At 72.1% G+C, this 26,824-nt stretch carries 25 protein-coding genes; 9 read left to right on the plus strand and 16 right to left on the minus strand.

All coding sequences use genetic code 11. The annotated features are described in order from the left end of the window. The first annotated feature begins 217 nt into the window (after positions 1-217). Together AC07DW_RS25815 and AC07DW_RS25820 are read left to right on the plus strand one after the other, a co-directional pair. On the plus strand, positions 218-1,078 hold the full coding sequence (locus AC07DW_RS25815) for a helix-turn-helix domain-containing protein (protein WP_478860073.1): 861 nt from the start codon (positions 218-220) through the stop codon (positions 1,076-1,078). Between the two features lie 54 nt (positions 1,079-1,132). Continuing rightward, on the plus strand, positions 1,133-1,726 hold the full coding sequence (locus AC07DW_RS25820; RefSeq protein WP_478860074.1) for a Uma2 family endonuclease: 594 nt from the start codon (positions 1,133-1,135) through the stop codon (positions 1,724-1,726). 12 nt (positions 1,727-1,738) lie between these two features. On the opposite strand, the gene AC07DW_RS25825 is transcribed toward AC07DW_RS25820, so the two are convergent. Together AC07DW_RS25825 and AC07DW_RS25830 are read right to left on the minus strand one after the other, a co-directional pair. Next, a complete protein-coding gene (locus tag AC07DW_RS25825; RefSeq protein ID WP_478860075.1) occupies positions 1,739-2,386 on the minus strand; it encodes a hypothetical protein in 648 nt (215 codons plus the stop codon). A 110-nt stretch (positions 2,387-2,496) separates the two neighbouring features. Further along, positions 2,497-3,654, minus strand: a complete 1,158-nt coding sequence (locus tag AC07DW_RS25830; protein ID WP_423547381.1) for an acyl-CoA dehydrogenase — start codon at positions 3,652-3,654, stop codon at positions 2,497-2,499. Between the two features lie 180 nt (positions 3,655-3,834). On the opposite strand from AC07DW_RS25830, the gene AC07DW_RS25835 reads away from it, so the two are divergent. Together AC07DW_RS25835 and AC07DW_RS25840 are read left to right on the plus strand one after the other, a co-directional pair. Then, complete coding sequence (locus AC07DW_RS25835; RefSeq protein WP_478860076.1) at positions 3,835-5,178, plus strand: UDP-glucose dehydrogenase family protein; 1,344 nt, start codon at positions 3,835-3,837, stop codon at positions 5,176-5,178. A 44-nt stretch (positions 5,179-5,222) separates the two neighbouring features. Next, on the plus strand, positions 5,223-5,603 hold the full coding sequence (locus AC07DW_RS25840) for a VOC family protein (RefSeq protein ID WP_478860077.1): 381 nt from the start codon (positions 5,223-5,225) through the stop codon (positions 5,601-5,603). 25 nt (positions 5,604-5,628) lie between these two features. On the opposite strand, the gene AC07DW_RS25845 is transcribed toward AC07DW_RS25840, so the two are convergent. The 4 genes from AC07DW_RS25845 to AC07DW_RS25860 all read right to left on the minus strand — a co-directional run bounded on the left by AC07DW_RS25845 (position 5,629) and on the right by AC07DW_RS25860 (position 9,816). After that, entirely contained in the window at positions 5,629-6,702 is a 1,074-nt protein-coding gene (locus AC07DW_RS25845; protein ID WP_478860078.1) for a dipeptidase, read from the minus strand. 201 nt (positions 6,703-6,903) lie between these two features. Further along, entirely contained in the window at positions 6,904-8,094 is a 1,191-nt protein-coding gene (locus AC07DW_RS25850) for a dipeptidase (RefSeq protein WP_478860079.1), read from the minus strand. After that, entirely contained in the window at positions 8,091-8,615 is a 525-nt protein-coding gene (gene purE, locus AC07DW_RS25855) for a 5-(carboxyamino)imidazole ribonucleotide mutase (RefSeq protein ID WP_478860094.1), read from the minus strand. The genes AC07DW_RS25850 and purE overlap by 4 nt, the downstream gene beginning before the upstream one ends. 4 nt (positions 8,616-8,619) lie before the next feature. Continuing rightward, a complete protein-coding gene (locus AC07DW_RS25860; protein WP_478860080.1) occupies positions 8,620-9,816 on the minus strand; it encodes a 5-(carboxyamino)imidazole ribonucleotide synthase in 1,197 nt (398 codons plus the stop codon). Positions 9,817-9,876: 60 nt separating this feature from the next. Here AC07DW_RS25860 and AC07DW_RS25865 point away from each other — a divergent pair, with 60 nt between their 5' ends. After that, positions 9,877-10,401 (plus strand): GtrA family protein, encoded by a 525-nt coding sequence (locus AC07DW_RS25865; protein WP_478860081.1) that lies wholly within the window; start codon positions 9,877-9,879, stop codon positions 10,399-10,401. On the opposite strand, the gene AC07DW_RS25870 is transcribed toward AC07DW_RS25865, so the two are convergent. Continuing rightward, positions 10,398-11,675 (minus strand): ATP-binding protein, encoded by a 1,278-nt coding sequence (locus AC07DW_RS25870; RefSeq protein ID WP_478860082.1) that lies wholly within the window; start codon positions 11,673-11,675, stop codon positions 10,398-10,400. The genes AC07DW_RS25865 and AC07DW_RS25870 overlap by 4 nt on opposite strands. Before the next feature lie 9 nt (positions 11,676-11,684). Beyond that, positions 11,685-12,362: a response regulator transcription factor gene (locus AC07DW_RS25875; RefSeq protein ID WP_478860083.1), complete on the minus strand. Its 678-nt coding sequence runs from the start codon at positions 12,360-12,362 to the stop codon at positions 11,685-11,687. 486 nt (positions 12,363-12,848) lie between these two features. On the opposite strand from AC07DW_RS25875, the gene AC07DW_RS25880 reads away from it, so the two are divergent. Further along, positions 12,849-14,369 carry a peptide MFS transporter gene (locus tag AC07DW_RS25880; protein ID WP_478860084.1) on the plus strand — a complete coding sequence of 507 codons (1,521 nt, stop codon included), beginning with the start codon at positions 12,849-12,851 and terminating at the stop codon, positions 14,367-14,369. Positions 14,370-14,707: 338 nt separating this feature from the next. Here the strand turns inward: AC07DW_RS25880 and AC07DW_RS25885 are convergent, their stop codons facing one another. Next, the gene (locus AC07DW_RS25885) at positions 14,708-15,289 is read right to left on the minus strand and encodes an ATP-binding protein (RefSeq protein WP_478860085.1); all 582 of its coding nucleotides are present in this window, start codon (positions 15,287-15,289) and stop codon (positions 14,708-14,710) included. 149 nt (positions 15,290-15,438) lie between these two features. Further along, positions 15,439-15,807 (minus strand): STAS domain-containing protein, encoded by a 369-nt coding sequence (locus AC07DW_RS25890; RefSeq protein WP_478860086.1) that lies wholly within the window; start codon positions 15,805-15,807, stop codon positions 15,439-15,441. A gap of 227 nt (positions 15,808-16,034) precedes the next feature. Between AC07DW_RS25890 and AC07DW_RS25895 the strand changes: the two genes are divergently transcribed. Then, positions 16,035-16,943: an RNA polymerase sigma factor SigF gene (locus AC07DW_RS25895; protein WP_478860087.1), complete on the plus strand. Its 909-nt coding sequence runs from the start codon at positions 16,035-16,037 to the stop codon at positions 16,941-16,943. Between the two features lie 204 nt (positions 16,944-17,147). Here AC07DW_RS25895 and AC07DW_RS25900 read toward each other — a convergent pair whose 3' ends face one another. From AC07DW_RS25900 to hutU, 6 genes are all read right to left on the minus strand, one after another. Next, positions 17,148-17,840 (minus strand): aspartate/glutamate racemase family protein, encoded by a 693-nt coding sequence (locus AC07DW_RS25900; protein ID WP_478860088.1) that lies wholly within the window; start codon positions 17,838-17,840, stop codon positions 17,148-17,150. 57 nt (positions 17,841-17,897) lie between these two features. After that, the gene (locus AC07DW_RS25905; protein WP_478860089.1) at positions 17,898-18,125 is read right to left on the minus strand and encodes a hypothetical protein; all 228 of its coding nucleotides are present in this window, start codon (positions 18,123-18,125) and stop codon (positions 17,898-17,900) included. 331 nt (positions 18,126-18,456) lie between these two features. Beyond that, positions 18,457-19,704 carry an imidazolonepropionase gene (hutI, locus tag AC07DW_RS25910; RefSeq protein ID WP_478860095.1) on the minus strand — a complete coding sequence of 416 codons (1,248 nt, stop codon included), beginning with the start codon at positions 19,702-19,704 and terminating at the stop codon, positions 18,457-18,459. A 62-nt stretch (positions 19,705-19,766) separates the two neighbouring features. Beyond that, positions 19,767-21,101 carry a formimidoylglutamate deiminase gene (locus AC07DW_RS25915; protein WP_478860090.1) on the minus strand — a complete coding sequence of 445 codons (1,335 nt, stop codon included), beginning with the start codon at positions 21,099-21,101 and terminating at the stop codon, positions 19,767-19,769. Beyond that, complete coding sequence (locus AC07DW_RS25920) at positions 21,092-22,282, minus strand: allantoate amidohydrolase (protein WP_478860096.1); 1,191 nt, start codon at positions 22,280-22,282, stop codon at positions 21,092-21,094. Before AC07DW_RS25920 ends, AC07DW_RS25915 begins: the two co-directional genes overlap by 10 nt. A 71-nt stretch (positions 22,283-22,353) precedes the next feature. Beyond that, positions 22,354-24,018: a urocanate hydratase gene (hutU, locus tag AC07DW_RS25925; protein WP_478860091.1), complete on the minus strand. Its 1,665-nt coding sequence runs from the start codon at positions 24,016-24,018 to the stop codon at positions 22,354-22,356. A 124-nt stretch (positions 24,019-24,142) separates the two neighbouring features. On the opposite strand from hutU, the gene AC07DW_RS25930 reads away from it, so the two are divergent. After that, the gene (locus AC07DW_RS25930) at positions 24,143-25,465 is read left to right on the plus strand and encodes a type III PLP-dependent enzyme domain-containing protein (RefSeq protein WP_478860092.1); all 1,323 of its coding nucleotides are present in this window, start codon (positions 24,143-24,145) and stop codon (positions 25,463-25,465) included. 37 nt (positions 25,466-25,502) lie between these two features. Continuing rightward, a partial coding sequence (locus AC07DW_RS25935) for an APC family permease (RefSeq protein ID WP_478860093.1) occupies positions 25,503-26,824 on the plus strand: 1,322 nt, incomplete at its 3' end.

Below are 26,824 nucleotides of genomic sequence, written 5' to 3' on the forward strand. Positions count from 1 at the left end.
GCAAAAGATCGAAGAACGTCTGTGAGGAACGGGGAAACCACCCCACCCACCCCACCGCGCCTGGTCACTCTCCCGGGTGACCTTGCCCAATTGGGCTGGCTTTCGGGCGGGTTGGCGGGCATATGCTCACGCCGACAACCGCAGACAGACGTCGGCCCCCGGCCGGGACGGCAATCCCGATCGAGGGCCTGACCATCAAGGAAGTTAGGGCTTCCCGATGGATACCCAGCAGGTTAGCGCGCCCTCGCGCGCCCCGTCCCGTCTTCCGGGCCGCGTCACCGGTTCCGGTGTGCGCCATGTGAAGGCGCATCACCCCAGCCGCTTCACGGTCGTCGGCAACCACCTCGCCCAGCACGGCGAGCTGTCCCTCACCGCGATCGGGCTCGCCGTGCACATTCAGTCGCTGCCCGACGGGGCGAAGGTCGGCATCAAGGCGCTGGCCGACCGCTTCCCGGAGAGCGAGACCCGGATCGCCGCCGCGCTGCGGGAGCTGGAGGCACACCGCTATCTGGAGCGCACCCGGGTCCGCCTCCCGGGCGGCAGGCTCGTCACCCGCACGGTCTCGTACGACCGCCCGGGCGTCGCCGCCCCGGCCACGCCTCCGCCGCCCCCGCCCCCGGCGCCGGAACCCGAGCCGGAACCCGAGCCCGAGCCCGTACCGCAGCAGGCCCCGGACCGCCCACGCCCGCCGCTCCCCCGGCCGCAGGGGCCGGACGTGGAGCGGCACCGGGTGGCCACCGAGCTCCTGGCCGGGCTGCGCCGGGACGACGCCCGACTGCTGCTGGGCGAGCGGGACGTCCGCCGCCTGGCCCCCGCCGTGGCTGCCTGGCTGGAGCGCGACGCGCACCCCGACGCCGTACGCCACGCCCTGACGGCCGACCTGCCCGACCGGCTGAGACAGCCCGCCGGCCTCCTCGCCCACCGGCTCACCGCGCTTCTGCCACCACCGCTACCGGCAGCAGTACCGGCCTCCACGAGAGACCCGTTCCAGACCTGCGACACCTGCGACCGCGCCTTCCGGGCGCCGGAGCCGGGCCGCTGCCGCGACTGCCGGTCCGATCTCCCGGAGGCCGCCTAGCATGAACGTGACGATCCTTGCCCCCGGGCGCACAGACGACGAGGAGCGCACGCCATGATCGCCCCGGACGACGCGCAGCGGGAGACGCACTACCTGTACCGGACGATGCGGGAGTTCGTTTCGTCGATGGACGACACCCTTCCCGGCAAGTTCGAGATCACCAAGGAAGGGATCGTTCACGACATGGTGTCGCCGGGAGGACCCCACGAGGTGACGGCTGCGCGCGTCAGCCGCCGTCTGGAGCGCGTCATGCCGGACGAACTGCTGGCACACACCGGCACGCCCGATGTCGAGCACGAGCCCGAGGGCATCATGCGCCACCCCGACGTGACGGTGATCCCGTGGGCCGACCTGGATGTCGAAGGATCCATCGACCCGCGTTCGGTCATCGCCGCCATCGAAGTCGTGTCCCGCTCGAACCCCGACAACGACTGGGTCGGCAAGACGCGGGACTACGCGCTGCTCGGCATCCCCAGCTACGTGATCTTCGATCCTCGCACGGGTTCCGGGGCCGTCCTGTCCGACATCCACGCCACGCCGTCGGGCCCCCGCTACGCCACCCGCAAGGAGTTCGTGTACGGCGAGGACGTCACCATCGGCGAGTGGACGATCCCGACCACGGATCTCCCCCGGTACGCCGACGTCTGACAGCCGCGTCCGTCAGGCCGCCAACGGGTTCGCGTGGCCCGGGAGTTGCTGGCCGGGGCGCAGGAACCGCTGCCGTCCCGACTCGTCCCGAACCGGCGTGAAGCCCGCCTCCTGGAGGCGCTGGGCGAGGCGCTGCCGGCGGACCTCGCTGATCTTGACGCCTCCCAGGAGGAACCCGGCCAGGGCGGCACCGCCCGCGAGGGCGGCGACGTACATCTGGCAGATCAGCAGCGTCACCACCAGGCCCGCCACACAGAACCAGGCGAAGCCCATCTTCCGCGCCCCGGCCATCTGCGTCATGACGTCGAACCCGATGCGGGCCTTCGTCAGGGCGACCGCCTCCGCCGCCTCAGGCGTCGGCTTCAGCGTCCCGGGCTGCAGGCCGGGCACCGTACCGCCCATGCCCGCCTGCGGATGCGCGGCGATGGTCGCCGCCTCACGGGCTCGGGCCTCGGGCGCGGGGTCGCGGTACAGGTAGACGGCGAGGGTCCGGCTGTTGTGACCCTCGCGCCGGGTCTCGGCGTACTCGAAGCCGTAGTGCTCGACGACGTGCGCGAGCGTGGCGGCCCGCCCCGCGTGGGAGAACTCGTTGGTGACGACCACGACGTCCTGGGTCGCTATCTGCTTGAGCAGTGCGGAGATCTGTCGATCCACACTCATGGGGACTCCCACCTGGTGCTGTGCTGGTTGTGCGGCAGCGCAGCCTAACCGCAACGGCCCCCGGCGAATCGCCGGGGGCCGTCCTGTGCGGTCGCGGGGGCACGGTGGTGTTACGGCAGGTTGCGGGCCATGACGATGCGCTGGACCTGGTTGGTGCCCTCGTAGATCTGGGTGATCTTGGCGTCGCGCATCATGCGCTCGACCGGGTAGTCGCGGGTGTAGCCGTAGCCGCCGAGGAGCTGGACGGCGTCGGTGGTGGCCTCCATGGCGACGTCGGAGGCGAAGCACTTCGCCGCCGCGCCGAGGTAGGTCAGGTCGGCGTCCCCGCGCTCGGAGGCCGCGGCGGCCTGGTAGGTCAGGGCGCGGGCGGCGGAGATCTTCATCGCCATGTCGGCCAGCATGAACTGGACGCCCTGGAAGTCGGCGATCGGCTTGCCGAACTGCTTGCGCTCCTGGACGTAGCCCTTGGCGTAGTCCAGGGCGCCCTGGGCGATGCCGAGGGCCTGGGCGGCGATGGTGATGCGGGTGTGGTCCAGCGTCTTCATCGCGGTGGCGAAGCCGGTGCCCTCCTCGCCGATCATGCGGTCGGCGGGGATACGGACGTTGTCGAGGTAGACCTCGCGGGTCGGCGAGCCCTTGATGCCGAGCTTCTTCTCCGGGGCGCCGAAGGACACGCCCTCGTCGCCCTTCTCGACGACGAAGGCGCTGATGCCCTTGGAGCGCTTGGTCGGGTCGGTGACGGCCATCACCGTGTAGAACTCGGACACGCCCGCGTTGGTGATCCAGCGCTTCACGCCGTTGAGGACGTAGTGGTCGCCGTCGCGGACCGCCTTGGTCTTCATGCCGGCGGCGTCGGAGCCCGCGTCGGGCTCGGAGAGGCAGTACGAGAACATCGCGTCGCCCTTGGCGAGCGGGCCCAGGTACTTCTTCTTCAGCTCCTCGGACCCGGAGAGGATCACCGGCAGCGAGCCGAGCTTGTTCACGGCCGGGATCAGCGACGACGACGCGCAGACCCGCGCGACCTCTTCGATGACGATCACGGTCGCCAGGGCGTCCGCGCCCGCGCCGCCGTAGCTCTCCGGTACGTGGACGGCGTGCAGGTCGGAGGCGACGAGCGCGTCCAGCGCCTCCTGCGGGAAGCGGGCCTCCTCGTCCACCGCGGCGGCGAACGGCAGGATCTTGGCCTCGGCGAGCGAGCGGACGGTGTCCCGGAGCATGTCGTGCTCCTCGGACGGGCGGTACAGATCGAAGTCAGGCGTTCCCGCCACTTTCTCTCACTCCCCTGGACTGCTGCTAACTACCGTTAAGTAACCCGAATTTTAGTAGGTCGGGCGGAGCCAGGCATACGTGAGTTTGACGACAGCGCCCGTCCCGGGGGAACGGTGCCCGGCGCCGGGCCCGACTATGCTCGGGCGCGCACTCCCTCCCGTACGTCAATGGAGCACCGTATGGCCCTCAAGATCACCGTGATCGGCACCGGATACCTCGGCGCCACCCATGCGGCGGCCATGGCGGAGCTGGGTTTCGAGGTGCTCGGGCTCGACGTCGTCCCCGAGAAGATCGAGATGCTGTCGGCGGGCCGCGTCCCCATGTACGAGCCGGGGCTGGAGGAGCTGCTGCGCAAGCACGTCGCCGGGATCGAGGGCTCCTCCGGGCGGCTGCGCTTCACCACCTCCTGGGAGGAGGTGGGCGAGTTCGGCGACGTCCACTTCGTGTGCGTGAACACCCCGCAGAAGCAGGGCGACTACGCGTGCGACATGCGGTACGTCGACGCCGCCTTCGGTTCCCTCGCCCCGCACCTGCGGCGGCCCGCGCTGGTCGTCGGCAAGTCGACCGTGCCGGTGGGAAGCGCCGAACGGCTGGCGCGGCTCCTCGCCGACCGGGCGCCGGTGGGCGCGGACGCCGAGCTGGCGTGGAACCCGGAGTTCCTGCGCGAGGGCTTCGCCGTGAACGACACCCTGCGCCCCGACCGGATCGTGGTGGGCGTGGAGAGCGCGGCGGCGGAGAAGCTGCTGCGCGAGGTGTACGCCACCCCCGTGGAGGAAGGGTCGCCGTTCGTGGTGACCGACTTCCCGACGGCGGAGCTGGTGAAGACCGCCGCGAACTCCTTCCTCGCGACCAAGATCTCGTTCATCAACGCCATGGCGGAGGTCTGCGAGGCCGCGGGCGGTGACGTGGTCAAGCTCGCGGAGGCGATCGGGTACGACGAGCGCATCGGCGCCAAGTTCCTGCGGGCCGGCATCGGCTTCGGCGGCGGCTGCCTGCCCAAGGACATCCGGGCGTTCATGGCGCGGGCCGGTGAGCTGGGCGCGGACCAGGCGCTGACGTTCCTGCGCGAGATCGACTCCATCAACATGCGGCGCCGCGGCCAGATGGTCGGCATGGCCCGCGAGGCCCTGGGCGACGACACCTTCCTCGGCAAGCGGGTGGCCGTGCTGGGCGCGACGTTCAAGCCCGACTCGGACGACGTGCGGGACTCGCCCGCGCTGAACGTCGCGGGGCAGATCCACCTCCAGGGCGGCCAGGTCACCGTGTACGACCCGAAGGGCATGGACAACGCGCGGCGCCTGTTCCCGACGCTGGGGTACGCCGACAGCGCCCTGGACGCGGTGCGGGGCGCCGACATCGTGCTGCACCTGACGGAATGGCGCGAGTTCCGCGAGCTGGACCCGGCCGAGCTGGGCGAGGTCACGACGTCGCGGCTCATCCTGGACGGCCGCAACGCGCTGGACGCGGAGCGCTGGCGGGCGGCGGGCTGGACCTTCCGCGCGATGGGCCGCCCCCGGGCCTGACCGGCGGCAGGTATGGCCCCTGGCCTCCTGGGCACCCGGGCGGCATGGCTTTTGCGACGCTCGCCCTGACCGCGATCGACTGTCCCGAGCCCCGTCGGCTCGCCGAGTTCTACGCCGCGATCCTCGGCGGCGAGGTGAAGGACGACCAGACCGAGGACGGCCACTGGATCGACCTGTACCTGCCGGGCGGGCAGCGCCTCGCCTTCCAGAAGGTGCCGGACCTGCGCCCGCCCGAGTGGCCCCGGGCCGACCGGAACTCCCAGCAGCTCCACCTCGACCTGGACGTCGAGGATCTCGACGCCGCCCAGGAGCGGGTCCTCGCACTGGGCGCCCGGCCGCTGGACGTCGACGACGACGGGGGCAGGCGGGGCTTCCGGGTGTACGCCGACCCGGCCGGGCACCCTTTCTGCCTCTGCCGGGCGTAGCGCCGCCGGACGGCTGCGCGGGGGCCTAGGCGGGCTGGGCCGCGTCCGCCGCCTCGCGCACCACGCGGGCCGCGTTGCCCCACGTCAGGGCCGCGATGTCGGCCTCCGCCCAGTCACGGTGCAGCAGCTCGGCGATCAGGTTCGGGTACGAGGACGCGTCCTCCAGGCCGAGGGTGTGCGGGGCGTCGGCGGACGCTCCGTAGGACCCCGACAGCCCGACGCACTCCGGCCCGGCGACCTCGCGCACGTACTCCACGTGGTCGGCCACGTCCCAGAGCGTGGCCGGCCGGTCGGCACGGCGGGTGACCTGGTCGGGCGCGAAGCTGACCATGCAGACCCCGCCGTTGCCCCGCAGGCGGCGCAGCACGTCGTCGGGGACGTTGGCGGTGTGCGGGGTGAGGGCCTGGGCCGCCGAGTGGGACAGGATGACCGGCGCCTTGGACACGTCCAGGACCCGGTCCATCGTGGCCCCGGAGGCGCCCGAGAGGTCGACGAGGACCCCGAGGCGGTTCATCTCCCGGACCGCCTGCTCCCCGAACGGCGTCAGACCGGCGGGGTCGGCCGTCCAGCGCGTACGGGCGATGCCCACGCTGCGCACGCCGAGCGCGTGGTACGCCCGCAGGGTGCCCAGCGAGTCCCCGAGGGCGGCGCCGGACACGGGCCCCAGGAGGGAGGCGATCCGGCCGCAATCCCGGGCCTGCGCCATGTCGGCGGCGGTGAGGGCGAGCCGGAGGGCTTCGGGGCAGGACGCGATGAGGGTGCGGACGGCGTCTATTCGGTCCAGCGTGTCCTGCACGGCGGCGGGCCCCGGCGGTACGCACAGCGACCAGAACTGCGCGCCGACGCCGCCGGCCCGGATGCGCGGGATGTCGGTGTCCAGGACGGCCGAGCCGTGCTGGAGATCGTGCCAGTGCGTACGGTCGAGCTCCTGCGCGAGGGTGTTGTGGCCGTCGACCACGAGTTGCGCGGCGAGCAGGACGCGGGCCCGCTCGGTGTCGACCGCGGCGGGAGTGGTCGCCTCGGCGAGCCCGTCGGCGGTGTCGTCGAGCTCGCCGATCGCGGAGGGTGCCGCACAGGGGTGGTCCTGAAGGTCTGCCATGGGGGAGCTCCGCTACGGACGAACGACGAGCCGACACGGCCACGGTGACACGAGCGGATCGGGCGGTCGCGGCGGCGTACTCCGACCGGGTGACCCCGTCGGCCCACCCGGTGCCGTGCCGTCCGCCGTGCGGCGCGTGGCCGGGTCGGCCGCTGCCGGTGGGTGCGCCGGAGGCACCAGCACCCGCACCGCGCCGCGCGGTCAGGCGTCCAGGGACTGGAGCGTGGCGGTGGAGGGCGCGCGGTCCGCGAGGGCGCGGGACACCGACTCCGCGTCCCGCAGCACCCGCACCGCGTTCTGCCAGGTCAGCTTCGCCAGGTCGGCGTGCGACCAGCCCCGGTGCAGGAGCTCCGCGATCAGGTTGGGGTAGCCCGACACGTCGTCCAGGCCCGCCGGGGTGAACGCGGTGCCGTCGAAGTCGCCGCCGATGCCGATGTGGGCGACGCCCGCGACCTCGCGCATGTGGTCGAGGTGGTCCGCCACCGTCGCGGCGGTGGCGACGGGGCGGGGGTTCGCCTCCTCGAAGGCCGCGTGGACGCGCATCGCATCCGGTGTGGTGTCCAGGTGGTGGAAGCCGTGCGCCCGCATGTTCTCGTCGGCCCGCCGGGTCCATTCGACGGCGGCGGGGAGGACGAACTTGGGGACGAAGGTCGCCATGGCGACGCCGCCGTTGCCGGGGAGCAGGGCCAGCACGTCGTCGGGGATGTTGCGCGGGTGGTCGCACACGGCCCGTGCGGAGGAGTGGGAGAAGATCACCGGCGCCCCGGACGTGGCGAGGGCGTCGCGCATCGTGGTGTCGGCCACGTGCGAGAGGTCCACCAGCATGCCGAGCCGGTTCATCTCCCGTACGACCTCGCGGCCGAAGGCGGACAGGCCGCCGACGCCCGGTGCGTCGGTCGCCGAGTCGGCCCAGGGGACGTTGTCGTTGTGGGTGAGCGTCATGTAGCGGACGCCCAGCGCGTACAGGGCCCGGAGCGTGGCCATCGAGTTGTTGATGGAGTGGCCGCCCTCGGCGCCCTTCAGGGACGCGACGCGCCCCGACGCCCGGGCGGCCTCCATGTCGTCGGCCGTCAGCGCGGGCGCCAGGTCGGCGGGATGGCGGGCCAGCAGCCGGTCGACGCAGTCGATCTGTTCCAGCGTCGCGCTGACCGCGTCGTCGCCGGCCATGCCGGTGCGCACGTACACCGACCAGAACTGGGCGCCGACCCCGCCGGCCCGCAGCCGGGGGATGTCGGTGTGGAGCCGGCCCGTCTGGTCGGCTCCGACGTCGAGGCGGTCCAGGTCGTAGCCGGCGTGCTCGCGCAGCGCCCACGGCAGGTCGTTGTGGCCGTCCACCACGGGGTACGAGGCGAGCAGCTCGCGCGCCTCGTCCCGGAAACGGCCGGCCGTCACTTGGCGAAACCGAACGCCGACGAGCCCTCGACCTTCGCCCGCAGCCGCTTGCCCTTCTCCGTGGCCTGGTCGTTCAGCTCCTGCTGGAACTCGGCCATGCGGGCCAGCAGCTCGGGGTCGGAGCTCGCGAGGACGCGGGCCGCGAGGAGGCCGGCGTTGCGCGCGCCGCCCACGGAGACGGTCGCCACGGGGACGCCGGCGGGCATCTGGACGATCGACAGCAGGGAGTCCATGCCGTCCAGGTACTTGAGGGGAACGGGAACGCCGATGACGGGGAGGGGCGTGACCGAGGCGAGCATGCCGGGCAGGTGCGCGGCACCGCCGGCGCCCGCGATGATCGCCTTGAGGCCGCGGTCGGCGGCGCGCTCCCCGTACGCGATCATCTCGCGCGGCATGCGGTGCGCGGAGACGACGTCGACCTCGTAGGGGATCTCGAACTCGTCGAGGGCTCCGGCCGCGGCCTCCATCACGGGCCAGTCGGAGTCGGAGCCCATGACGATGCCGACGAGCGGGGTGTCCATCGGGTTACTCAACGATCGTTCCTCGCAGGTAGCCGGCGGCGTGACGCGCGCGGTCCAGCACGTCGTCGAGGTCGTCGCCGTAGGTGTTGACGTGCCCCACCTTGCGGCCGGGCTTCACGTCCTTGCCGTACATATGGATCTTCAGCTGGGGGTCGCGGGCCATGCAGTGCAGGTAGGCCCGGTACATGTCCGGGTAGTCACCGCCCAGCACATTGCACATGACGGTCCACGGGGCGCGCGGGCGGGGGTCGCCGAGCGGCAGGTCGAGGACGGCCCGCACGTGGTTGGCGAACTGCGAGGTGACCGCGCCGTCCTGGGTCCAGTGGCCGGAGTTGTGGGGGCGCATGGCCAGCTCGTTGACGAGGATGCGGCCGTCGCGCGTCTCGAAGAGCTCGACCGCGAGGTGGCCGACGACGCCGAGCTCCCGGGCGATGCGGAGCGCCAGTTCCTGCGCCTGGCCGGCCAGCTCGGCCGACAGGTCGGGCGCCGGGGCGATCACGGTGTCGCAGACGCCGTCGACCTGCCGCGACTCGACGACGGGGTACGCCACCGCCTGGCCGTGCGGCGAGCGGACGATGTTGGCCGCCAGCTCGCGCACGAAGTCGACCTTCTCCTCTGCGAGGACCGGCACGCCCGCGAGGAACGGGTCGCGGGCCTCCTCCTCGGAGCGGACGAACCACACGCCCTTGCCGTCGTACCCGCCGCGCACCGTCTTGAGGATGATCGGGAACCCGCCGGTCTCGGCGGCGAAGGCCGCCGCGTCGGCCGGGTCCGCCACGATGCGGTGGCGGGGGGACGGGGCGCCGATCGCGTCGAGTCTGGCCCGCATCACGCCCTTGTCCTGGGCGTGCACCAGCGCGTCGGGGCCGGGCCGGACGGGGATGCCGTCCGCCTCCAGGGCCCGCAGGTGCTCGGTCGGCACGTGCTCGTGATCGAAGGTGATCACGTCACAGCCGCGCGCGAACTCACGCAGCGTGTCCAGGTCGCGATAGTCGCCGATGACGACGTCGCTCACCACCTGGGCCGCCGAGTCCTGGGGGGAGTCGCTGAGGAGCTTGAACTTGATACCGAGGGGGATGCCCGCCTCGTGAGTCATACGGGCCAGCTGACCGCCGCCCACCATGCCTACTACCGGGAACGTCACCCTCTTAGGGTATCCGGCCCGCGGAACCGGACCGTCTCCGTCCCCGAGCGGGGTCACGGGCGGGTGGTTAGCATGGCTTGGTTGACCCACTCGACCGGACGGGGCTGAAAGATCACCATGAGTGAACGGGGCGCACTGCGGGTGCGGCTGGACCGGCTCGTCCGCGAGATCGCCAAATTCGGTCTCGTCGGCGGTCTGGGTCTGCTGGTCAACATGGCGGTCTTCAACCTGGTGCGCCACACCACGGAGCTGCCGGTGGTCCGGGCCAGCCTGGTCGCCACGGTCGTCGCCATCGTCTTCAACTACGTGGGCTTCCGCTACTTCACGTACCGGGACCGCGACAAGGGCGGCCGGACGAGAGAGCTGACGCTGTTCCTGCTGTTCAGCCTGGTCGGGCTGGTCATCGAGAACGGTGTGCTGTACGCGGCGACGTACGGCTTCGGCTGGGACACTCCGCTGCAGAACAACTTCTTCAAGTTCTTCGGCATCGGTGTGGCCACCCTGTTCCGCTTCTGGTCGTACCGCACCTGGGTGTTCCGGACGCTGCCGGTCCACGGGACGCTGCCGCCCGCCGAATCGTTCCTGGAGCAGCGGCGGCACGAGCCCGAGCGGGCCGCCGAGCCGGTCGCCCCGCGCCGCTAGCGGACCGGCGCGGGTTCGTCGGGGGCCTTCTCCCGGCGGCCGCGGACCTCACGGCTGAGGAAGAGGGCGAAGACGGGGGGCTGCTGCTGGAGCAGTTCCAGGCGTCCGCCGTCCGCCTCGGCGAGGTCGCGGGCGACCGCGAGCCCGATGCCGGTGGAGTTGCGGCCGCTGATGGTCCGCTCGAAGATCCGCGCCCCGAGGTCGGGCGGTACGCCCGGCCCCTCGTCGGTGACCTCGACGACGGCCTGGTTGCCGGTGACGCGGGTACGCAGGGCGACGGTGCCGCCACCGTGCATCAGCGAGTTCTCGATCAGCGCGGCGAGGACCTGGGCGACCGCGCCCGGAGTGCCCACGGCCCGCATGCCGATCTTGCCGGAGCGGACGACCGCCCGCCCGGCGCTGCGGTAGGCCGGCCGCCATTCCTCGATCTGCTGCTTGACGACCTCGTCGAGGTCGAAGGCGATCGCGGAGCCGGTACGGGGGTCGCGCGAGTTGGTCAGCAGCCGCTGGACGACGTCGGTGAGCCGCTCCACCTGGGTGAGGGCGATGTGCGCCTCCTCCTTGACGGTGGCCGGGTCGTCGGTCTCGGAGATCTCCTCCAGCCGCATGGACAGCGCGGTGAGCGGCGTACGCAGCTGGTGCGAGGCGTCGGCCGCGAGCCGCCGCTCGGCGGTGAGCATGCGGGCGATCCGCTCGGCGGAGGCGTCCAGGACGTCGGCGACCCGGTCCAGCTCCGGCACGCCGTAGCGCCGGTGCCGGGGCCTCGGGTCGCCCGAGCCGAGCCGTTCGGCGGTCTCGGCGAGGTCGGTGAGCGGTGAGGCGAGGCGGTTGGCCTGGCGTACGGCGAGGAGGACGGCGGCGATCACGGCGAGCAGCGCCACGGCGCCGATGATCAGCAGCGTGCGGCCGACCTCGCGGGTCACGCTGGAGCGCGACTCCTCGACGGTCACCCGCTCGCCGCGCTTGCCGTCGGCGCTGCCGCGGATGACGCTGCCCGCGGGGCGGTCGCCGATCTCGATGGGGGCGCGGCCGGGCACCTCGATCAGGGCGTAGCGCTTGGCGCCGCTCTGCTGGGCGAGGATCCCGGGGTTGACCGGCTCGCCGCCGACGAGGCGGCTTTCGACGATGCTGACCAGCCGGACGGCCTCGGAGTCCACGCTCTCCTGTGCGCTGCTGCTGATGGTGCGCGTCTCGACGATGACGAGGGAGACCCCGAAGACGGCGATGACGACGAGGACCACCGCGAGCGTGGAGTTGATCAGTCGGCGGCGCACGGTGCGTACCTAGCTCTTTTCGAAGCGGAAGCCCACGCCCCGGACGGTGGCGATGTAGCGGGGGTTGGCGGCGTCGTCGCCGAGCTTCTTGCGCAGCCAGGAGATGTGCATGTCGAGGGTCTTGGTGGAGGACCACCAGGTGGTGTCCCACACCTCGCGCATCAGCTGGTCGCGGGTGACGACCCGGCCGGCGTCGCGGACGAGGACCCGCAGCAGGTCGAACTCCTTGGCGGTGAGCTGGAGCTCCTCGTCGCCCATCCAGGCGCGGTGCGACTCGACGTCGATGCGCACGCCGTGCGTGGCGGGGGCCGGTGCGGGCTCGCTGGCGCCGCGCCGCAGCAGGGCCCGGACGCGGGCGAGCAGCTCGGCGAGGCGGAACGGCTTGGTGACGTAGTCGTCGGCGCCCGCGTCGAGCCCGACAACGGTGTCGACCTCGTCGGCGCGGGCCGTCAGCACCAGGATCGGCACCGTGAGCCCTTCGGCACGCAGCCGCCGCGCCACCTCCAGGCCGTCCATCCCGGGCAGCCCGAGGTCCAGGACGACCAGGTCGACATGGCCCTGAAGTCCGGCGTCGAGGGCGCTGGGTCCGTCCTCCCGCACCTCGACCTCGTACCCCTCCCGCCGCAGGGCGCGGGCCAGCGGTTCCGAGATGGATGCGTCGTCCTCGGCGAGCAGTACACGGGTCATGGGGTGATGGTAGTCCGCACCGGACGGGCGACGCGGGGGGATCGCACGATGATCGGCATGCCCTGCGAGTATGGGATGCCATCCAGTGGAATACCTTCGAAACAGCGCGGATGGTTCCAGCGACACCTGTGATCCATCTCTCAAGTCCTTCCATATGCCGCCCTGTCGTGTCGTATGGTGGCGAGACGCCTGATGCACTATCCGGGGACCTTTGGCCCACTAAGCGCCAAAGGTCTCTTTCTGCGTGAGGCCGGCCCGGCCGGTCTCGAGACAGTGAATGACCTGTGGGCCGGGCCCCGAAGCGCGATGTCGCCCCCGGGGCGTGGATCCCGGTGCGGACTGTCCCCCCGCCTCCGTACGCCGTACGAGGGCGGACCCCTGTGGGCGTGGGGGCGGGGCGGAGCCCGTGCCGGTGCCGGCCGCCCCCCAACGGGCGCGTGACCGCTCACGAAGCGCAGCGCGTCCCGAGCAAGCAAGGATCGACCCATGGCGTCCAGCCTGACGAAGGACTCGGCCCGCACCTCTGGCGGAGAGAAGTCCTTCTTCGGCCACCCCCGCGGCCTGGCCACCCTGTTCCTGACCGAGATGTGGGAGCGCTTCAGCTACTACGGCATGCGCGCCCTGCTCGTGTACTACCTGGTCTCGGGCGGCGCCGACGCCGCGGTGGGCAGCCAGGGCGGCGGGCTCGCGATGACCGCGGCCACGGCCACGGCCATCTACTCCGTCTACGTGTCGATGGTCTACCTGATGGCCATGCCCGGCGGCTGGTTCGGTGACCGCGTCTGGGGCGCTCGCAAGACCGTCGCGATCGCCGGTGCCGTGATCATGGTCGGCCACCTGTCGCTGGCCCTGCCGGGCCAGGCGATGTTCTTCGTCGGCCTGATCCTGGTGGCCGCCGGTTCCGGTCTGCTGAAGGCCAACATCTCCACGATGGTGGGCCACCTGTACGAGGGCCCCGAGGACCCGCGCCGTGACGGTGGCTTCACGCTCTTCTACATCGGCATCAACCTCGGTGCCTTCGTCGCCCCGTTCGTCATCGGCACCATCGGCAAGGAGCACAACTGGCACTTCGGCTTCGCGCTGGCCGCGCTGGGCATGGGTCTGGGCCTGCTCCAGTTCCTGCTCGGCACGCGTCACCTGAGCCCGAAGAGCAGCGTCGTCCCGAACCCGCTGAGCCCGGAGGAGCGCCGCGCGGTCCTGCTCAAGGCCACCGGCGCGGTGCTGGCCCTCGCCGTCTTCTACGGCGTGGTCGTCGCCGTCGGCGCGTACACCCTGAACTGGGCGCTGGTCCCGCTGACCCTCGCCGGTCTGATCATCCCGGTCGCCGTCCTCGTGCGCATCAAGCGCGACAAGGAGCTGTCGTCGACCGAGCAGTCCAAGATGAACGGCTACATCTGGTTCTTCGTCGCCGCCGCCATCTTCTGGATGATCTACGACCAGGGCGGCTCGACCCTGTCCCTGTTCGCCGACGACAAGACCGCCGGCAGCGTCTTCGGCTTCGACTTCTCGGCCACCTGGTACCAGTCGCTGAACCCGCTGTTCGTCATGGCGCTGGCCCCGGTCTTCGCCTGGCTGTGGCTGTGGCTGGCCCGTAAGAACCAGGAGCCCAACACCATCGTGAAGTTCGCGATGGGCCTGGTCCTCGTCGGCGCGTCGTTCTTCGTCTTCATCGTCCCGATGGGCATGGCGGGTGACGGCACCAAGGTCTCGCCCATGTGGCTGGTCTCCATCTACATGGTCCAGACGATCGGTGAGCTGTGCCTCTCCCCCGTCGGCCTGTCGGTCACGACGAAGATGGCGCCGCAGAAGTACGCCTCGCAGATGATGGGTGTCTGGTTCCTCGCGGTCACCGCGGGCGACTGCACCACGGGTCTGCTGTCCCTGGCGGGCGTGGACCTGAACGGCGTCGGGATCATCGCCATGGAGGCCACGCTGGCGGCACTCGCCGGTGTCGCGATCTTCATGTACCGCAAGAAGGTGCAGACGCTGATGGGCAACGTGCACTGACGTCCACGTCCACGTCCTGACGAAGGGCCGCCGTACCGGATCCGTCCGGTACGGCGGCCCTTCGCCGTACCGGACGTGCCGTCAGGGTCCTCGGTGGTGCCGTCGGTGCCGCCAGTGCCTCGGTGCCTCGGCGGCCGCCACGGCTCGGGTACGCGCGCCGCGGCTCGGGTGCCCGGGTCTCGGGCCGCCCGGGCACCCACGGCGCCTCGAAGCCGGGCCGGGCGGGGCCGTGGCGCCCCGCCAAGGGGGATCGTCCGGGGCGGCAGAAGGGCCCGGGAACGACAAAGAGCACGGCATGTCGCCGTGCTCCACCACCGCTCCCGCGGAACCCGCCGGGATCAGGCGGGTGCCGCGAGTTCCGCCCAGACCGTCTTGCCGGGTGTGCCCTCGGACCGGGCGACCCCCCAGTCCAGACACAGGCGCTGGACGATGAACATGCCGTGACCGCCCGGGCGCCCCGCCTGGTGCGGGGTGCGCGGCGCGGGCTGCCCCGCGCCGCGGTCCTCGACCTCCAGCCGCAGCACCTTCGCGTCCAGCGAGACGCGCAGCTCCTCCGGGCCATCGGCGTGCAGGCACGCGTTGGTGACCAGCTCCGAGACGACGAGCAGGACGTCCTCGGCGGCGGCCCGCCGGTCGGCGGTGGCCGCCGGCAGCCAACCCCAGTCGTAGAGCGCCTGCCTCGTGAAGTCCCGGGCGAGCGGAACGATCCCGCTGGCACTGCCCAGCGAGAGCCGCCGCGTCCGGCGCCCCGCGGGCGTGGCCCCGGGACCCGCCCCGGCCGCCGCACCTGACATCTCCGACCTCACCTCCGGCGTGGTGGACACGGAGGAGGCAGCCGGGAGCGAGGCACCGACACCGAGGCCGGAGCCCTCCGGCTGGGGGCCGAGATCGCTCGGCGGATGCTGCTGGGTGATACCCATCAGCGCTTCACCTCACCGAATTCACCAAGTCGCCATTACGTCGTCGCAGGGCAGCCACAAGGCCGTGACAGAGAGTGTGGAGCCCGTCCGTACAGTTGCCGCGGGATTCTTCTGCCCGGCCGATCCCGGACAACACCCGCTTTGTCACTTCAGTCGGCCAGTGCCGCGTCCAACGAGTCGTGGACGGTGAAAACCGCCTCCGCACCCGTGATCTCGAACACCCTGGCCACCACGGGCTGCATCCCCGCGAGATGCACCCCGCCGCCCGCGGCCTCCGCCTTCAGGCGGGCCCCGAGCAGCACGTTGAGCCCGGTGGAGTCGCAGAACGCGAGCTGCGAGCAGTCGATCACCAGGCGGGTGCGACCTTGTTCGAGCGCGGCGTCCAGCGGGTCGCGCAGCAGCTCGGCGGTGTGGTGATCAAGCTCACCCGCCGGCGTGAGAACCTCGCTGCGGCCTTCCGTCCGGACCCCGACCTTGAGTCGGCCCTGATTCGCGCTGCCGACCGTCCCGCGGTCCATGCCGTCCCTCTTCGCCGATGCCATTGAGTCGGTAGAACCCTACGCCTTCTGAACGGCAGTCGGTAGTCGAGACTTAACCACAAGTCGCTCATATGGGACAATTGACACTTGCAACGATCCGTGCGAAGCGGGTAGGGCTAGTAGGGACACAACCAACACGGCCGGCTTTGGAGGCGCCGCACACCGCAGCCACACCTTTGGGCATCGGCGGCCATATGCCGAGAACGATGGAGGAGACCATGTCACCCCGGCTCGACGAAACGCGTGCCCCCCACGCGCCGTCGACAACCCCGCCCCACCACACCGCGGATTCCGAGCAGATCGGGGCCGAAGCCCTCGGCCTGCCCGACATCCCCCGGCTCGACGAGGTTGCACCTCTCGACGCGAGGGCTCTGTCCAAGACGCTCTTCGCGCGCCTCGAAAGCCTCGAGGAAGGGACGCACGAGCACGCGTACGTCCGCAACACACTGGTTGAACTCAACCTCGCACTGGTCAAGTTCGCCGCCTCCCGGTTCCGCTCCCGCAGCGAGCCGATGGAGGACATCATCCAGGTCGGCACCATCGGTCTCATCAAGGCCATCGACCGCTTCGAACTCAGTCGAGGGGTCGAGTTCCCCACCTTCGCGATGCCAACCATCGTCGGAGAGATCAAGCGCTTCTTCCGCGACACCTCCTGGTCCGTGCGCGTCCCGCGAAGGCTTCAGGAACTCCGCCTCGACCTGGCCAAGGCCGGGGACGAACTGGCCCAGCAACTCGACCGCTCGCCCACCGTGGCCGAGCTCGCCGAGAAGCTCGGGATCAGCAAGGAGGAGGTCGTCGAGGGCATGGCGGCGAGCAACGCCTACACGGCCAGCTCGCTCGACGCCCAGCCCGAGGAGGACGACAGCGAGGGCGCGCTCGCGGACCGCATCGGCTACGAGGACCACGGCCTCGAGGGCATCGAGTACATCGAGTCGCTCAAGCCGCTGATCGCCTCGCTCCCGGCCCGCGACCGGAAGATCCTCTCCCTGCGCTTCGTCGCCGGGCTCACCCAGTCGGAGATCGGCGAGGAGCTCAACATCTCGCAGATGCACGTCTCCCGTCTGCTTTCCCGCACGCTGAGCAAGCTGCGCAAGGGCCTCACCCTGGACGAGTGATTTTGGTCACGCCCACCCCCTGAGGCTCCCGAAAGGTCCGTTCCGTCAAGGGACGGGCCTTTCCGGCCTCTTGGGGGAGTCGTCCGGAATGGGCGGCATGGCCCCCGCGCCCGCGCCGGTGGAGTACGAACCGGTGGCGTACGAACCGGTGGGCGCGGCGGCCGGGTCCGGCCCAGACGCCGGCCGGCGGCGTACCGGCGGCGGTCAGGAGGACAAGGCGGCCGTGACGGCGGCCTCGGCGTGCAAGCGAGTGGTGGGGAAGACCGGCACCGGGCTGTGCTCCTGCCCGATCAGCAGCTCGATCTCGGTGCAGCCGAGGACGACGCCCTCCGCGCCGTCGGCCACCAGCTGCTCGATGACCTCCCGGTACACGGCGCGGGAGGCGTCCTCGACGACGCCGAGGCACAGCTCCTCGTAGATGATCCGGTGCACCTCGGCACGCCCCTCCGCCTCGGGCACCAGGACGGTGAGCCCGTGCCCGGCGAGCCGGTCCCGGTAGAAGTCCTGCTCCATGGTGAACGCGGTGCCGAGCAGCCCGACGGTCTTCAGCCCCGCCGCGCGTACCGCGTCGGCGGTGGCGTCGCCGAGGTGCAGCAGCGGCACGGGCACCGCGTCCTGCACCTGGCCGGCGACCTTGTGCATGGTGTTCGTACAGATCAGCAGCAGGTCCGCCCCGGCGGCGGCCAGCCCACGGCCCGCCTCGGCGAGCACCTCACCGGCCTGCTCCCACTCGCCGGAGACCTGGAGCCGCTCGATCTCCGCGAAGTCGACGGAGTGCAGGATGCAGCGTGCGGAGTGCAGTCCGCCGAGGCGCTCGCGTACCAGCTCGTTGAGGAGCCGGTAGTACTCCGCGCTGGATTCCCAGCTCATGCCGCCGATCAGTCCGATGGTCTTCATCGGGACAGATTGCCATGATCGTCGGGGGACCGGCCGCCGGGACGGCGACCGGCTGCGTCAGGTGGCCGTGCGCACCTGCCGGGCGAGTCCGGCCAGGTGCGTGAGGGCGGCGTCGGTGGCGGGGTCGGGCATGGCGACGATGACGTGGTCGATGCCCTGGTCCGCGAGTTCGCCGCACCGCTCGACGCTCTCCGCCACGGACTGCCCGTCGGGCACGCGCATGTGGAGCGTCTTCTCGATCGCCTCGTAGGGGCGCCGTTCCGCCTCGCAGTGCGCGCGCAGCACACGGAGCTTGTGGCGTACGTCGGCGCCGTGGAGAAGGTTGCACGCGTCGCCCTAGCGGGCGACCAGCCGCAGGGTTTTGCGCTCCCCGCCGCCGACGAGGACGGGCGGGTGGGGCCGGGAGAGGGACCGGGGGGAGTTGAGGGTGCGGGCCAGCCGGTAGTGCTCGCCCTCGTACGGGGTGTCGGTATCGGGACGGGACCCCGCGCTCGGAAGGGGTGGTCCGGGACGGGCCGCCGGTGGGGGTGTTCTGGGAGACGACGCGCCCGCGTGCGGCTTTCGGGCGGACGGGGAGCCCCCGGGTGGGGTCCCGGGGGCGCTGCCGGACGGGGGGTCAGAGGACGCGCCTGCCGCGCTGCCAGACCGCCGAGACCAGGGGGACGCCCGGACGGTAGGCGAGGTGGACGTGGGAAGGAGCGTCCAGGAGGACGAGGTCGGCGCGGGCGCCGGGGGTGAGGCGGCCGACGTCGGTGCGGCGGAGGGCGGCCGCGCCGCCGGCCGTGGCGGACCAGAGGGCTTCGTCGGGGGTCATGCCCATGTCCCTTACCGCCAGCGCGATGCAGAACGGGACGGACGACGTGAACGACGAGCCCGGGTTGCAGTCGGTGGAGAGGGCGACCGTCACGCCCGCGTCGAGGAGGCGGCGGGCGTCCGGCCACTCGGCGCGGGTGGAGAACTCGGCGCCGGGCAGGAGGGTGGCGACGGTGTCGCCGCTCGCCAGGGCGTCCACGTCCGCCTGGGTGAGGTGGGTGCAGTGGTCCGCCGACGCGGCGTCCAGTTCGACCGCGAGCTGGACGCCGGGCCCGTACGACAGCTGGTTGGCGTGGATGCGCGGGTGCAGGCCCCGCGCCTTGCCGGCGGTCAGGATCGCGCGGGCCTGGTCGCCGTCGAAGGCGCCCTTCTCGCAGAACACGTCGATCCAGCGGGCGTACGGGGCGCAGGCGTCGAGCATCTCGCCGGTGACCAGGGCGACATAGCCCGCCGGGTCGTCGGCGTGGTCGGGCGACACGATGTGCGCGCCGAGGTAGGTGACCTCGTCGGTGTGGCGGGCGGCGATGCGCAGCGCGCGGGCCTCGTCCTCGACGGTGAGGCCGTAGCCGGACTTGGTCTCGAAGGTGGTGGTGCCCTGGCGCAGGGCCTCGCGCAGGTAGCGGGTGACGTTGGCTTCGAGTGCCTCGTCGGTGGCGGCGCGGGTCGCGGCGACGGTGGTGCGGATGCCCCCGGCGGCGTACGCCTGCCCGGACATGCGGGCGTTGAACTCCGCGGTGCGGTCGCCCGCGAACACCAGGTGGGAGTGGGAGTCGACGAACCCGGGGATCACGGCCCGGCCGCCGGCGTCGACCCGGTTGTCAGTGGCGGGTGCTTTGCTTGATTCACCGATCCAGGAGACGCGGTCGCCGTCGATGACGACGGCCGCGTCCTGGATCAGTCCGAGGGGGGAACCGTCACCGAGGGAGGGGTCGTTGGTGACCAGGCTGGCGATGTTGGTGATGACGGTGGCCGTCGCCGCGACGGCGTTGTTCGCCGTCGCGGGGGCGGCCGTGGCCGGGGGGCTGTTCGTGGTGTCGGGGCCGCTGTTCATGCTGTTCATGGTGAGGGGGGTCTCCTTCAGCGGTGTCGGCCGCTTCGGCGGGTTCGGCCGCTTCAGCGGTGCAGCGCGGCGATCGAGTCCGTCAGGGCCCGGGGCACGTCGGGTACGAGGCGGTGAACCCCGTCCCGTACGACGTGGCGGCCACCCACGACCGTATGGCGCACATCCGCGGCCGACGCGGCGAATACCGCTGTCTCGGCTGCCAGACGCGGCACCGGTCCCGCTGTCCTGACCGTGTCGAGGGCGATCGTCGTGAAGTCGGCGAGCGCCCCGGCTTCGAGGCGGCCGGCGTCGGGCCAGCCGAGGGCGGCGTGCCCTTCGGCGGTGGCGGCGTGCAGCAGCGCGGCGGCCGTCCAGTGGCCGCGGGTGCGGGAGCGGAGGCGCTCGTCGAGCTCCATCGCCCGCGCCTCCTCCAGGAGGTCGATCACCGCGTGGCTGTCGCTGCCCAGCGACAGGGGCGAGCCGGCCCGCTGGAGGGCGACGGCCGGGCCGATGCCGTCCGCGAGGTCGCGTTCCGTCGTCGGGCACATGCAGGTGCCGGTGCCGGAGCCGCCGAGCAGGGCGATGTCCTCGTCGGTGAGGTGGGTGTTGTGGACGCCGGTGGTGCGCGGGCCGAGCACACCGTGGTCGGCGAGCAGCCGGGTCGGGGTGCGGCCGTGGGCGGCCAGGCAGGCGTCGTTCTCCGCCGTCTGCTCGGAGAGGTGGACGTGCAGCGGCGCCCGGCGGTCGGCGGCCCACCGGACGACCGTGGACAGCTGATCGGCCGGGACGGCGCGTACGGAGTGGATGGCCGCGCCGACGCGGACGCCGTCCCGGTCCTTCAGCCCGGCCGCGCGTTCGGCCCAGGCCTCGGCGGTGCCGTCGGAGAAGCGCTGCTGGTGCCGGTCGGGGGCGGCGCCGAAGCCGGAGGAGAGGTAGACGGTGTCGAGCAGCGTGATGCGGATGCCCGCCTCACCGGCCGCCGCGATCAGTGCCTCGCCCATGGCGTTGGGGTCGGCGTACGGGGTGCCGCCGGGCGCGTGGTGCAGGTAGTGGAACTCGCCGACGGCCGTGATGCCGGCCAGTGCCATCTCCGCGTACACGGCTCGGGCCAGGGCGAAGTAGCTGTCGGGCGTCAGGCGGGAGGCGACCTGGTACATGACCTCGCGCCAGGTCCAGAAGGTGCCGGAGCCCACCTGGACGGTGCCGCGCAGCGCCCGGTGGAAGGCGTGGCTGTGGGCGTTGGCGAGACCGGGGAGGGTGAGGCCGCGCAGGGGGACGGCGCCCGGCGGCGGGGTGCCGGCGCCGGTGCGTACGGCGGTGAGGCGGCCGTCGGACACGTCGAGGGCGACGCCCGGCTCGACGTGGGTGCCGAGCCAGGCGTGTTCGCACCAGTAGGTCAGCCGCACGCCAGTCCCTCCAGTACGTCGGCGAGTGCGAGGACGCCGGCCACGCAGTCGTCCTCGGCCGCGTGTTCGGCCGGGGAGTGGGAGACGCCCGTGGGGTTGCGCACGAACAGCATGGCGGTGGGGACGGACGCCGACAGGATGCCGGCGTCGTGCCCGGCTCCGGTGCCGAGGACCGGGACCTGGCCGCCGAGGATCTTGGCGAGTTCGTCCCGCAGGGCGTGCTCGAACTCGACGACGGGGGTGAAGGATTCGCGGACGACGGTGAGGTCGACGCCCTGGCGGGTGGCGGCCTCGTGGGCGGCCGCCTCGATGCCCGCCACGACCGTGTCCAGCGTCGCCTGGTCGGCCGCGCGGGAGTCCAGCCAGCCGCGCACGAGCGACGGGATGGCGTTGACGCCGTTGGGCTCGACCGCGATCTTGCCGAAGGTGGCGACGGCGCCGGCCAGTTCCGCCTCGCGGCGGGCGGCGAGGACGGTCTCGGCGTATGTGAGCATCGGGTCGCGCCGGTCGGCGAGCCGGGTGGTGCCTGCGTGGTTGGCCTCGCCGTGGAAGTCGTACCGCCAGCGGCCGTGGGGCCAGATCGCGGAGGCGATGCCGACCGCGTCCCCGGTCAGGTCGAGGGCGCGGCCCTGCTCGACGTGGAGTTCGACGAACGCGCCGATGCGGGCGAGGCGCTCGGGGTCGGGGCCGATGGCGTCCGGGTCGTACCCGGCGGCCTCCATGGCCTGCGGCAGGCTCACGCCGTCGCCGTCGCGCAGCCGGTGGGCGGCCTCCTTCGTCAGCTGCCCGGCCGTGAGCCGGGAGCCGACGCAGGCGAGGCCGAAGCGGGCGCCCTCCTCGTCGCCGAAGTTGGTGATGGCGAGCGGCTTGCGGAGGTCGGCGCCCCTGCGGCGCAGCTCGTCGAGCGCGGCGAAGGAGGAGACGACGCCCAGCGGGCCGTCGAAGGCGCCGCCGTCCGGGACGGAGTCCAGGTGGGAGCCCGTGACGACGGCGTCCTCGCCGAGGGGGTCGCCGAGCCAGGCCCACTGGTTGCCGTTGCGGTCGGTCTCGTAGGTGAGCCCGCGTGCCTCGGCCTGCTCCTGGAACCAGGTGCGGCAGTCGGCGTCGGCGCCGGTCCAGGCGTGGCGGCGGTAGCCGCCGCTCGCCGGGTGGCGGCCGATGGGGGCGAGCTCGGCCCACATGGTGTGGAAGGAGGGCGGCTGACCGCCGGCGGGTGGACGGGGGCCGGCGGGGCCGGTCGCGGCGGGGCCGGTCACGACTGGTCGTCCTCCCGCATGGGGACCCGCACGCCGCGCTCGTCCGCGACCTCGTCGGCGCGGTCGTAGCCGGCGTCGACGTGACGGATGACGCCCATGCCCGGGTCGTTGGTGAGGACGCGGCGGATCTTCTCGCCGGCGAGCGGGGTGCCGTCGGCGACGGTGACCTGGCCGGCGTGGATGGACCGGCCCATGCCGACGCCGCCGCCGTGGTGGATGGACACCCAGGAGGCGCCTGAGGCGACGTTCACCATGGCGTTGAGGAGCGGCCAGTCGGCGATGGCGTCGGAGCCGTCCAGCATGGCCTCGGTCTCGCGGTACGGGGAGGCGACGGAGCCGCAGTCGAGGTGGTCGCGGCCGATGGCCAGGGGGGCGGACAGCTCGCCGGAGGCGACCATGTCGTTGAAGCGCTCACCGGCGCGGTCGCGCTCGCCGTAGCCGAGCCAGCAGATGCGGGCGGGCAGGCCCTGGAAGTGGACGCGCTCGCCGGCCATCCTGATCCAGCGGGCCAGCGACTCGTTCTCGGGGAAGAGGTCGAGGATCGCCTTGTCGGTCTTGTGGATGTCGGCGGCGTCGCCGGACAGGGCGGCCCAGCGGAAGGGGCCCTTGCCCTCGCAGAACAGGGGCCGGATGTAGGCGGGTACGAAGCCGGGGAAGGCGAACGCCCGGTCGTAGCCGGCGAGCCGGGCCTCGCCCCGGATGGAGTTGCCGTAGTCGAAGACCTCGGCGCCGGCGTCCATGAAGCCGACCATGGCCTCGACGTGCCGGGCCATCGACTCGCGGGCGCGCTGGGTGAAGTCGGCGGGCTTCTCGGCCGCGTAGGAGGCCATGTCGTCGAAGTCGACGCCGAGCGGGAGGTAGGCGAGCGGGTCGTGGGCGGAGGTCTGGTCGGTGACGATGTCGATGGGAGCGCCCATCTCCAGCATCCGGGGCAGCAGCTCGGCGGCGTTGCCGAGGAGGCCGATGGACAGCGGGCGGCGGGCGTCGCGTGCCTCCACGGCCAGCTGGAGGGCGTGCTCCAGGGAGTCGGCCTTCACGTCCAGGTACCGGTGCTCGATGCGGCGCTCGATGGCGCGCGGGTCGCAGTCGACGCAGATGGCGACGCCGTCGTTCATGGTCACGGCGAGCGGCTGGGCGCCGCCCATGCCGCCGAGGCCGGCGGTGAGGGTGATCGTCCCGGCGAGCGTGCCGCCGAACTTCTTCGCGGCGACGGCGGAGAAGGTCTCGTAGGTGCCCTGGAGGATGCCCTGCGTACCGATGTAGATCCACGAGCCGGCGGTCATCTGGCCGTACATGGTCAGGCCGAGCTGCTCCAGCCGCCGGAACTCCTCCCAGTTGGCCCAGTCGCCGACCAGGTTGGAGTTGGCGATCAGGACGCGGGGCGCCCACTCGTGGGTCTGCATGACGCCGACGGGCCGGCCGGACTGGACGAGCATCGTCTCGTCCTGCTTGAGGGTGCGCAGCGTGCGGACCATCGCGTCGTAGGAGCGCCAGTCGCGGGCGGCCTTGCCGGTGCCGCCGTAGACGACGAGCTTGTCGGGGTGCTCGGCGACCTCGGGGTCGAGGTTGTTCTGCAGCATCCGCAGGGCGGCTTCCTGCTGCCATCCCAGGGCGCTCAGTTCCGTACCGCGCGGGGCCCGTACGGGGCGGGGTCCTGACATGGGGTTGCCTCCTCGGTCGCAGATGGTCGCCTGCGGTTGCAGATTCAGTTATTCACATATTGGCGGGCTGAATAGATGTAGTCAACGGCTGCGCCGCCCGACGCCGGGTGATTGGCTGGAGGGCATGGCTTCGAACCGTCGCGATCAGGCCGTACGAGCAGCAGTCGGCCAAGCCCTCCTCACCGAGTCCCGGCCCGTCGCCGCCCTCCTCGACGTCACCGGCGTCCGCGCCTCCGCCGCCGCCCTGCGCGCCGCCTTCGCCGCCGTCACCGACGCGCCCGTCCTGCACGCCTTCGCCGTCAAGGCGTCCCCGCTCGTCCCGGTCCTGCGCCTGCTGTACGAGGCGGGCCTCGGAGCCGAGGTCGCGAGCCCCGGCGAACTCGCCCTGGCCCGCGCCGCGGGTGTCCCGGCCGACCGCATCGTCCTCGACTCCCCCGCCAAGACCCCCGCCGAGCTGCGCGAGGCGCTGGCCCTCGGCATCGCCGTCAACGCCGACAACCCGCAGGAACTGGCCCGGCTCGACGCCCTCGTCCGGCAGGCGCCGACCCGCTCCCCGCTCGGGCTGCGCGTCAACCCGCAGATCGGCGGCGGCACCATCGACGCCCTGTCCACGGCCACCGCCACCTCCAAGTTCGGCATCGCCCTGCGCGACGAGGGCGCCCGCGCCCGTGTCGTACGGGCCTACCTCGACCGCCCCTGGCTCACCCGCCTGCACACCCACTCCGGCTCGCAGGGCCTGCCCCTGTCGCTCCTCGTCACCGGCGTCAGGGAGGTGTACGAGCTGGCCGAGGAGATCAACGCGGCCGCCGGACGCCACCAGGTCGACACCCTCGACATCGGCGGCGGCCTGCCGGTGAACTTCGCCTCCGACGAGGAGACGCCGACGTACGCCGACTACGCCCGGCTCCTCGCCGAGGAGGTGCCGGGGATGTTCGACGGGCGCTACGGCCTGGTCACCGAGTTCGGCCGGTCGCTGCTGGCCAAGCACGGCACGGTCCTGGCGCGCGTCGAGTACACCAAGACGTCCGGGTCCCGCCCCATCGCCGTCACCCACGCGGGCGTGCAGGTCGCCACCCGGACCGTGTACGACCCCGTCTCGTGGCCGCTGCGGATCGCCGCGTACGACTCCGAGGGGCTGCCCAGGACGGGCGGCCCGGCCGTCGAGCAGGACGTGGCCGGACCGGCCTGCTTCGCCGGTGACCTGCTCGCCGTGAAGCGTCCGCTGCCGCTCCTCGAACCGGGCGACATCGTGGCCGCGCTGGACACCGGGGCCTACTACTTCGCACACCACTACGCGTACAACTCCCTCACCCGGCCGGGCGTGTACGGCTACGTCGCCGGGGAGGACGGGACGGTCCGCTTCGCGACCGTACGCCCGCCGCAGACCGTGGCCGAGATCGTCGCGGAGGCGGGCGGCGGACACCCCGGCGCGCTGCTGACGCACTGACCGGCATCCGCCCGTGCGGCGAGGGCAGAACCATCCCATGACCACCACCGAACAGCCCACGGGGGCACACGAGGAGCCGGCGCTCAAAAGGGTCATCGGGCCGAAACTCCTCATCCTCTTCGTCATCGGCGACATCCTCGGCACCGGGATCTACGCCACCACCGGCAAGGTGGCGGGGAAGGTCGGGGGCGCGCTCTGGCTGCCGTTCGTCATCGGCTTCGCCGTCGCGATCCTGACGGCGGCGTCGTACGTCGAACTCGTCGGCAAGTACCCGAAGGCGGCCGGGGCCGCCCTCTACACCCAGAAGGCGTTCAAGGTCCCCTTCCTGACCTTCATCGTCGCCTTCATGGTCATGTGCTCGGGCCTGTCGTCGGCGAGCGCGGCGGCCCGCGCCTTCAGCGGCGACTACCTGGCCGAGTTCACCGGGGGCGCGGTGCCCCCCACCCTGGTCGCCGTCCTGTTCGTCCTCGCCCTCGCCGCGCTCAACCTGCGGGGCGTGTCGGAGTCCGTGAAGACGAACGTCGTCCTCACCGCGGTGGAGCTGACCGGTCTGGCGGTCATCCTCGCCGTCGGCGCGTGGGCGGTGCTCACCGGCGGCGGGGAGCCCTCGCGGCTGGGCGACTTCCAGGCGAGCGGCACCGGGTACGCGCTGCTCACCAGCGTGCTGGGAGCCACGGCGCTCGGCTTCTTCGCGTTCGTCGGCTTCGAGGACTCGGTCAACATGGCCGAGGAGACGCGCGACCCGGTCCGCACCTTCCCCCGGGCGATCTTCACCGGGGTCGCGGTCACCGGCACCCTCTACGTCCTGGTGGCGCTGATCTCCTCGCTGCTGGTCGACCACCGCACCCTGGAGAAGTCCAGCGGGCCGCTCCTGGAGGTCGTCAGGGCCGGCGGCCTGGACTTCCCGCCCAAGGTCTTCGCGCTCATCGCCCTGTTCGCCGTCACCAACTCGGCGCTCATCAACATCATGATGGCCTCGCGGCTCTGCTACGGCATGGCCAACGAGCGCATCCTGCCGCGCGCCATGGGCCGGGTGCTGCCCCGCCGCCGCACCCCCGTCGTCGGCGTCGTCTTCGTGTCCCTGCTGGCGATCGGTCTGGTCTCGACCGGTGAGATCGAGGGACTCGGCGACACGACGGCCTTCCTGCTGCTGTGCGTCTTCGCGGTGGTCAACATCGCGGTACTGGTACTGCGCCGCGACCGGGTCGAGCACGCGCACTTCCGTACTCCGACGGCGCTGCCGGTCCTCGGCGCGGTCACCGCCCTGATCCTCGCGAGCCCGCTCGCCGACCGGGACGCCGAGGTGTACGTCCGCGCCGGGGTCCTGGTGGCGATCGGCGTGGGGCTGTGGGCCGTCAA

It is taken from the genome of Streptomyces sp. NPDC045701 (assembly GCF_056432045.1).

What these genes read in the sequence shown, in the direction of transcription:
- AC07DW_RS25815 (WP_478860073.1), top strand. Translation starts at nt 218, where the DNA reads ATGGATACCCAGCAGGTTAGCGCGCCCTCGCGCGCCCCGTCCCGTCTT.
- AC07DW_RS25820 (WP_478860074.1), top strand. Translation starts at nt 1,133, where the DNA reads ATGATCGCCCCGGACGACGCGCAGCGGGAGACGCACTACCTGTACCGG.
- AC07DW_RS25825 (WP_478860075.1), bottom strand. Translation starts at nt 2,386, where the DNA reads ATGAGTGTGGATCGACAGATCTCCGCACTGCTCAAGCAGATAGCGACC.
- AC07DW_RS25835 (WP_478860076.1), top strand. Translation starts at nt 3,835, where the DNA reads ATGGCCCTCAAGATCACCGTGATCGGCACCGGATACCTCGGCGCCACC.
- AC07DW_RS25840 (WP_478860077.1), top strand. Translation starts at nt 5,223, where the DNA reads ATGGCTTTTGCGACGCTCGCCCTGACCGCGATCGACTGTCCCGAGCCC.
- AC07DW_RS25845 (WP_478860078.1), bottom strand. Translation starts at nt 6,702, where the DNA reads ATGGCAGACCTTCAGGACCACCCCTGTGCGGCACCCTCCGCGATCGGC.
- purE (WP_478860094.1), bottom strand. Translation starts at nt 8,615, where the DNA reads ATGGACACCCCGCTCGTCGGCATCGTCATGGGCTCCGACTCCGACTGG.
- AC07DW_RS25865 (WP_478860081.1), top strand. Translation starts at nt 9,877, where the DNA reads ATGAGTGAACGGGGCGCACTGCGGGTGCGGCTGGACCGGCTCGTCCGC.
- AC07DW_RS25875 (WP_478860083.1), bottom strand. Translation starts at nt 12,362, where the DNA reads ATGACCCGTGTACTGCTCGCCGAGGACGACGCATCCATCTCGGAACCG.
- AC07DW_RS25880 (WP_478860084.1), top strand. Translation starts at nt 12,849, where the DNA reads ATGGCGTCCAGCCTGACGAAGGACTCGGCCCGCACCTCTGGCGGAGAG.
- AC07DW_RS25885 (WP_478860085.1), bottom strand. Translation starts at nt 15,289, where the DNA reads ATGGGTATCACCCAGCAGCATCCGCCGAGCGATCTCGGCCCCCAGCCG.
- AC07DW_RS25890 (WP_478860086.1), bottom strand. Translation starts at nt 15,807, where the DNA reads ATGGACCGCGGGACGGTCGGCAGCGCGAATCAGGGCCGACTCAAGGTC.
- AC07DW_RS25895 (WP_478860087.1), top strand. Translation starts at nt 16,035, where the DNA reads ATGGAGGAGACCATGTCACCCCGGCTCGACGAAACGCGTGCCCCCCAC.
- AC07DW_RS25900 (WP_478860088.1), bottom strand. Translation starts at nt 17,840, where the DNA reads ATGAAGACCATCGGACTGATCGGCGGCATGAGCTGGGAATCCAGCGCG.
- hutI (WP_478860095.1), bottom strand. Translation starts at nt 19,704, where the DNA reads ATGAACAGCGGCCCCGACACCACGAACAGCCCCCCGGCCACGGCCGCC.
- AC07DW_RS25920 (WP_478860096.1), bottom strand. Translation starts at nt 22,282, where the DNA reads ATGTGGGCCGAGCTCGCCCCCATCGGCCGCCACCCGGCGAGCGGCGGC.
- hutU (WP_478860091.1), bottom strand. Translation starts at nt 24,018, where the DNA reads ATGTCAGGACCCCGCCCCGTACGGGCCCCGCGCGGTACGGAACTGAGC.
- AC07DW_RS25930 (WP_478860092.1), top strand. Translation starts at nt 24,143, where the DNA reads ATGGCTTCGAACCGTCGCGATCAGGCCGTACGAGCAGCAGTCGGCCAA.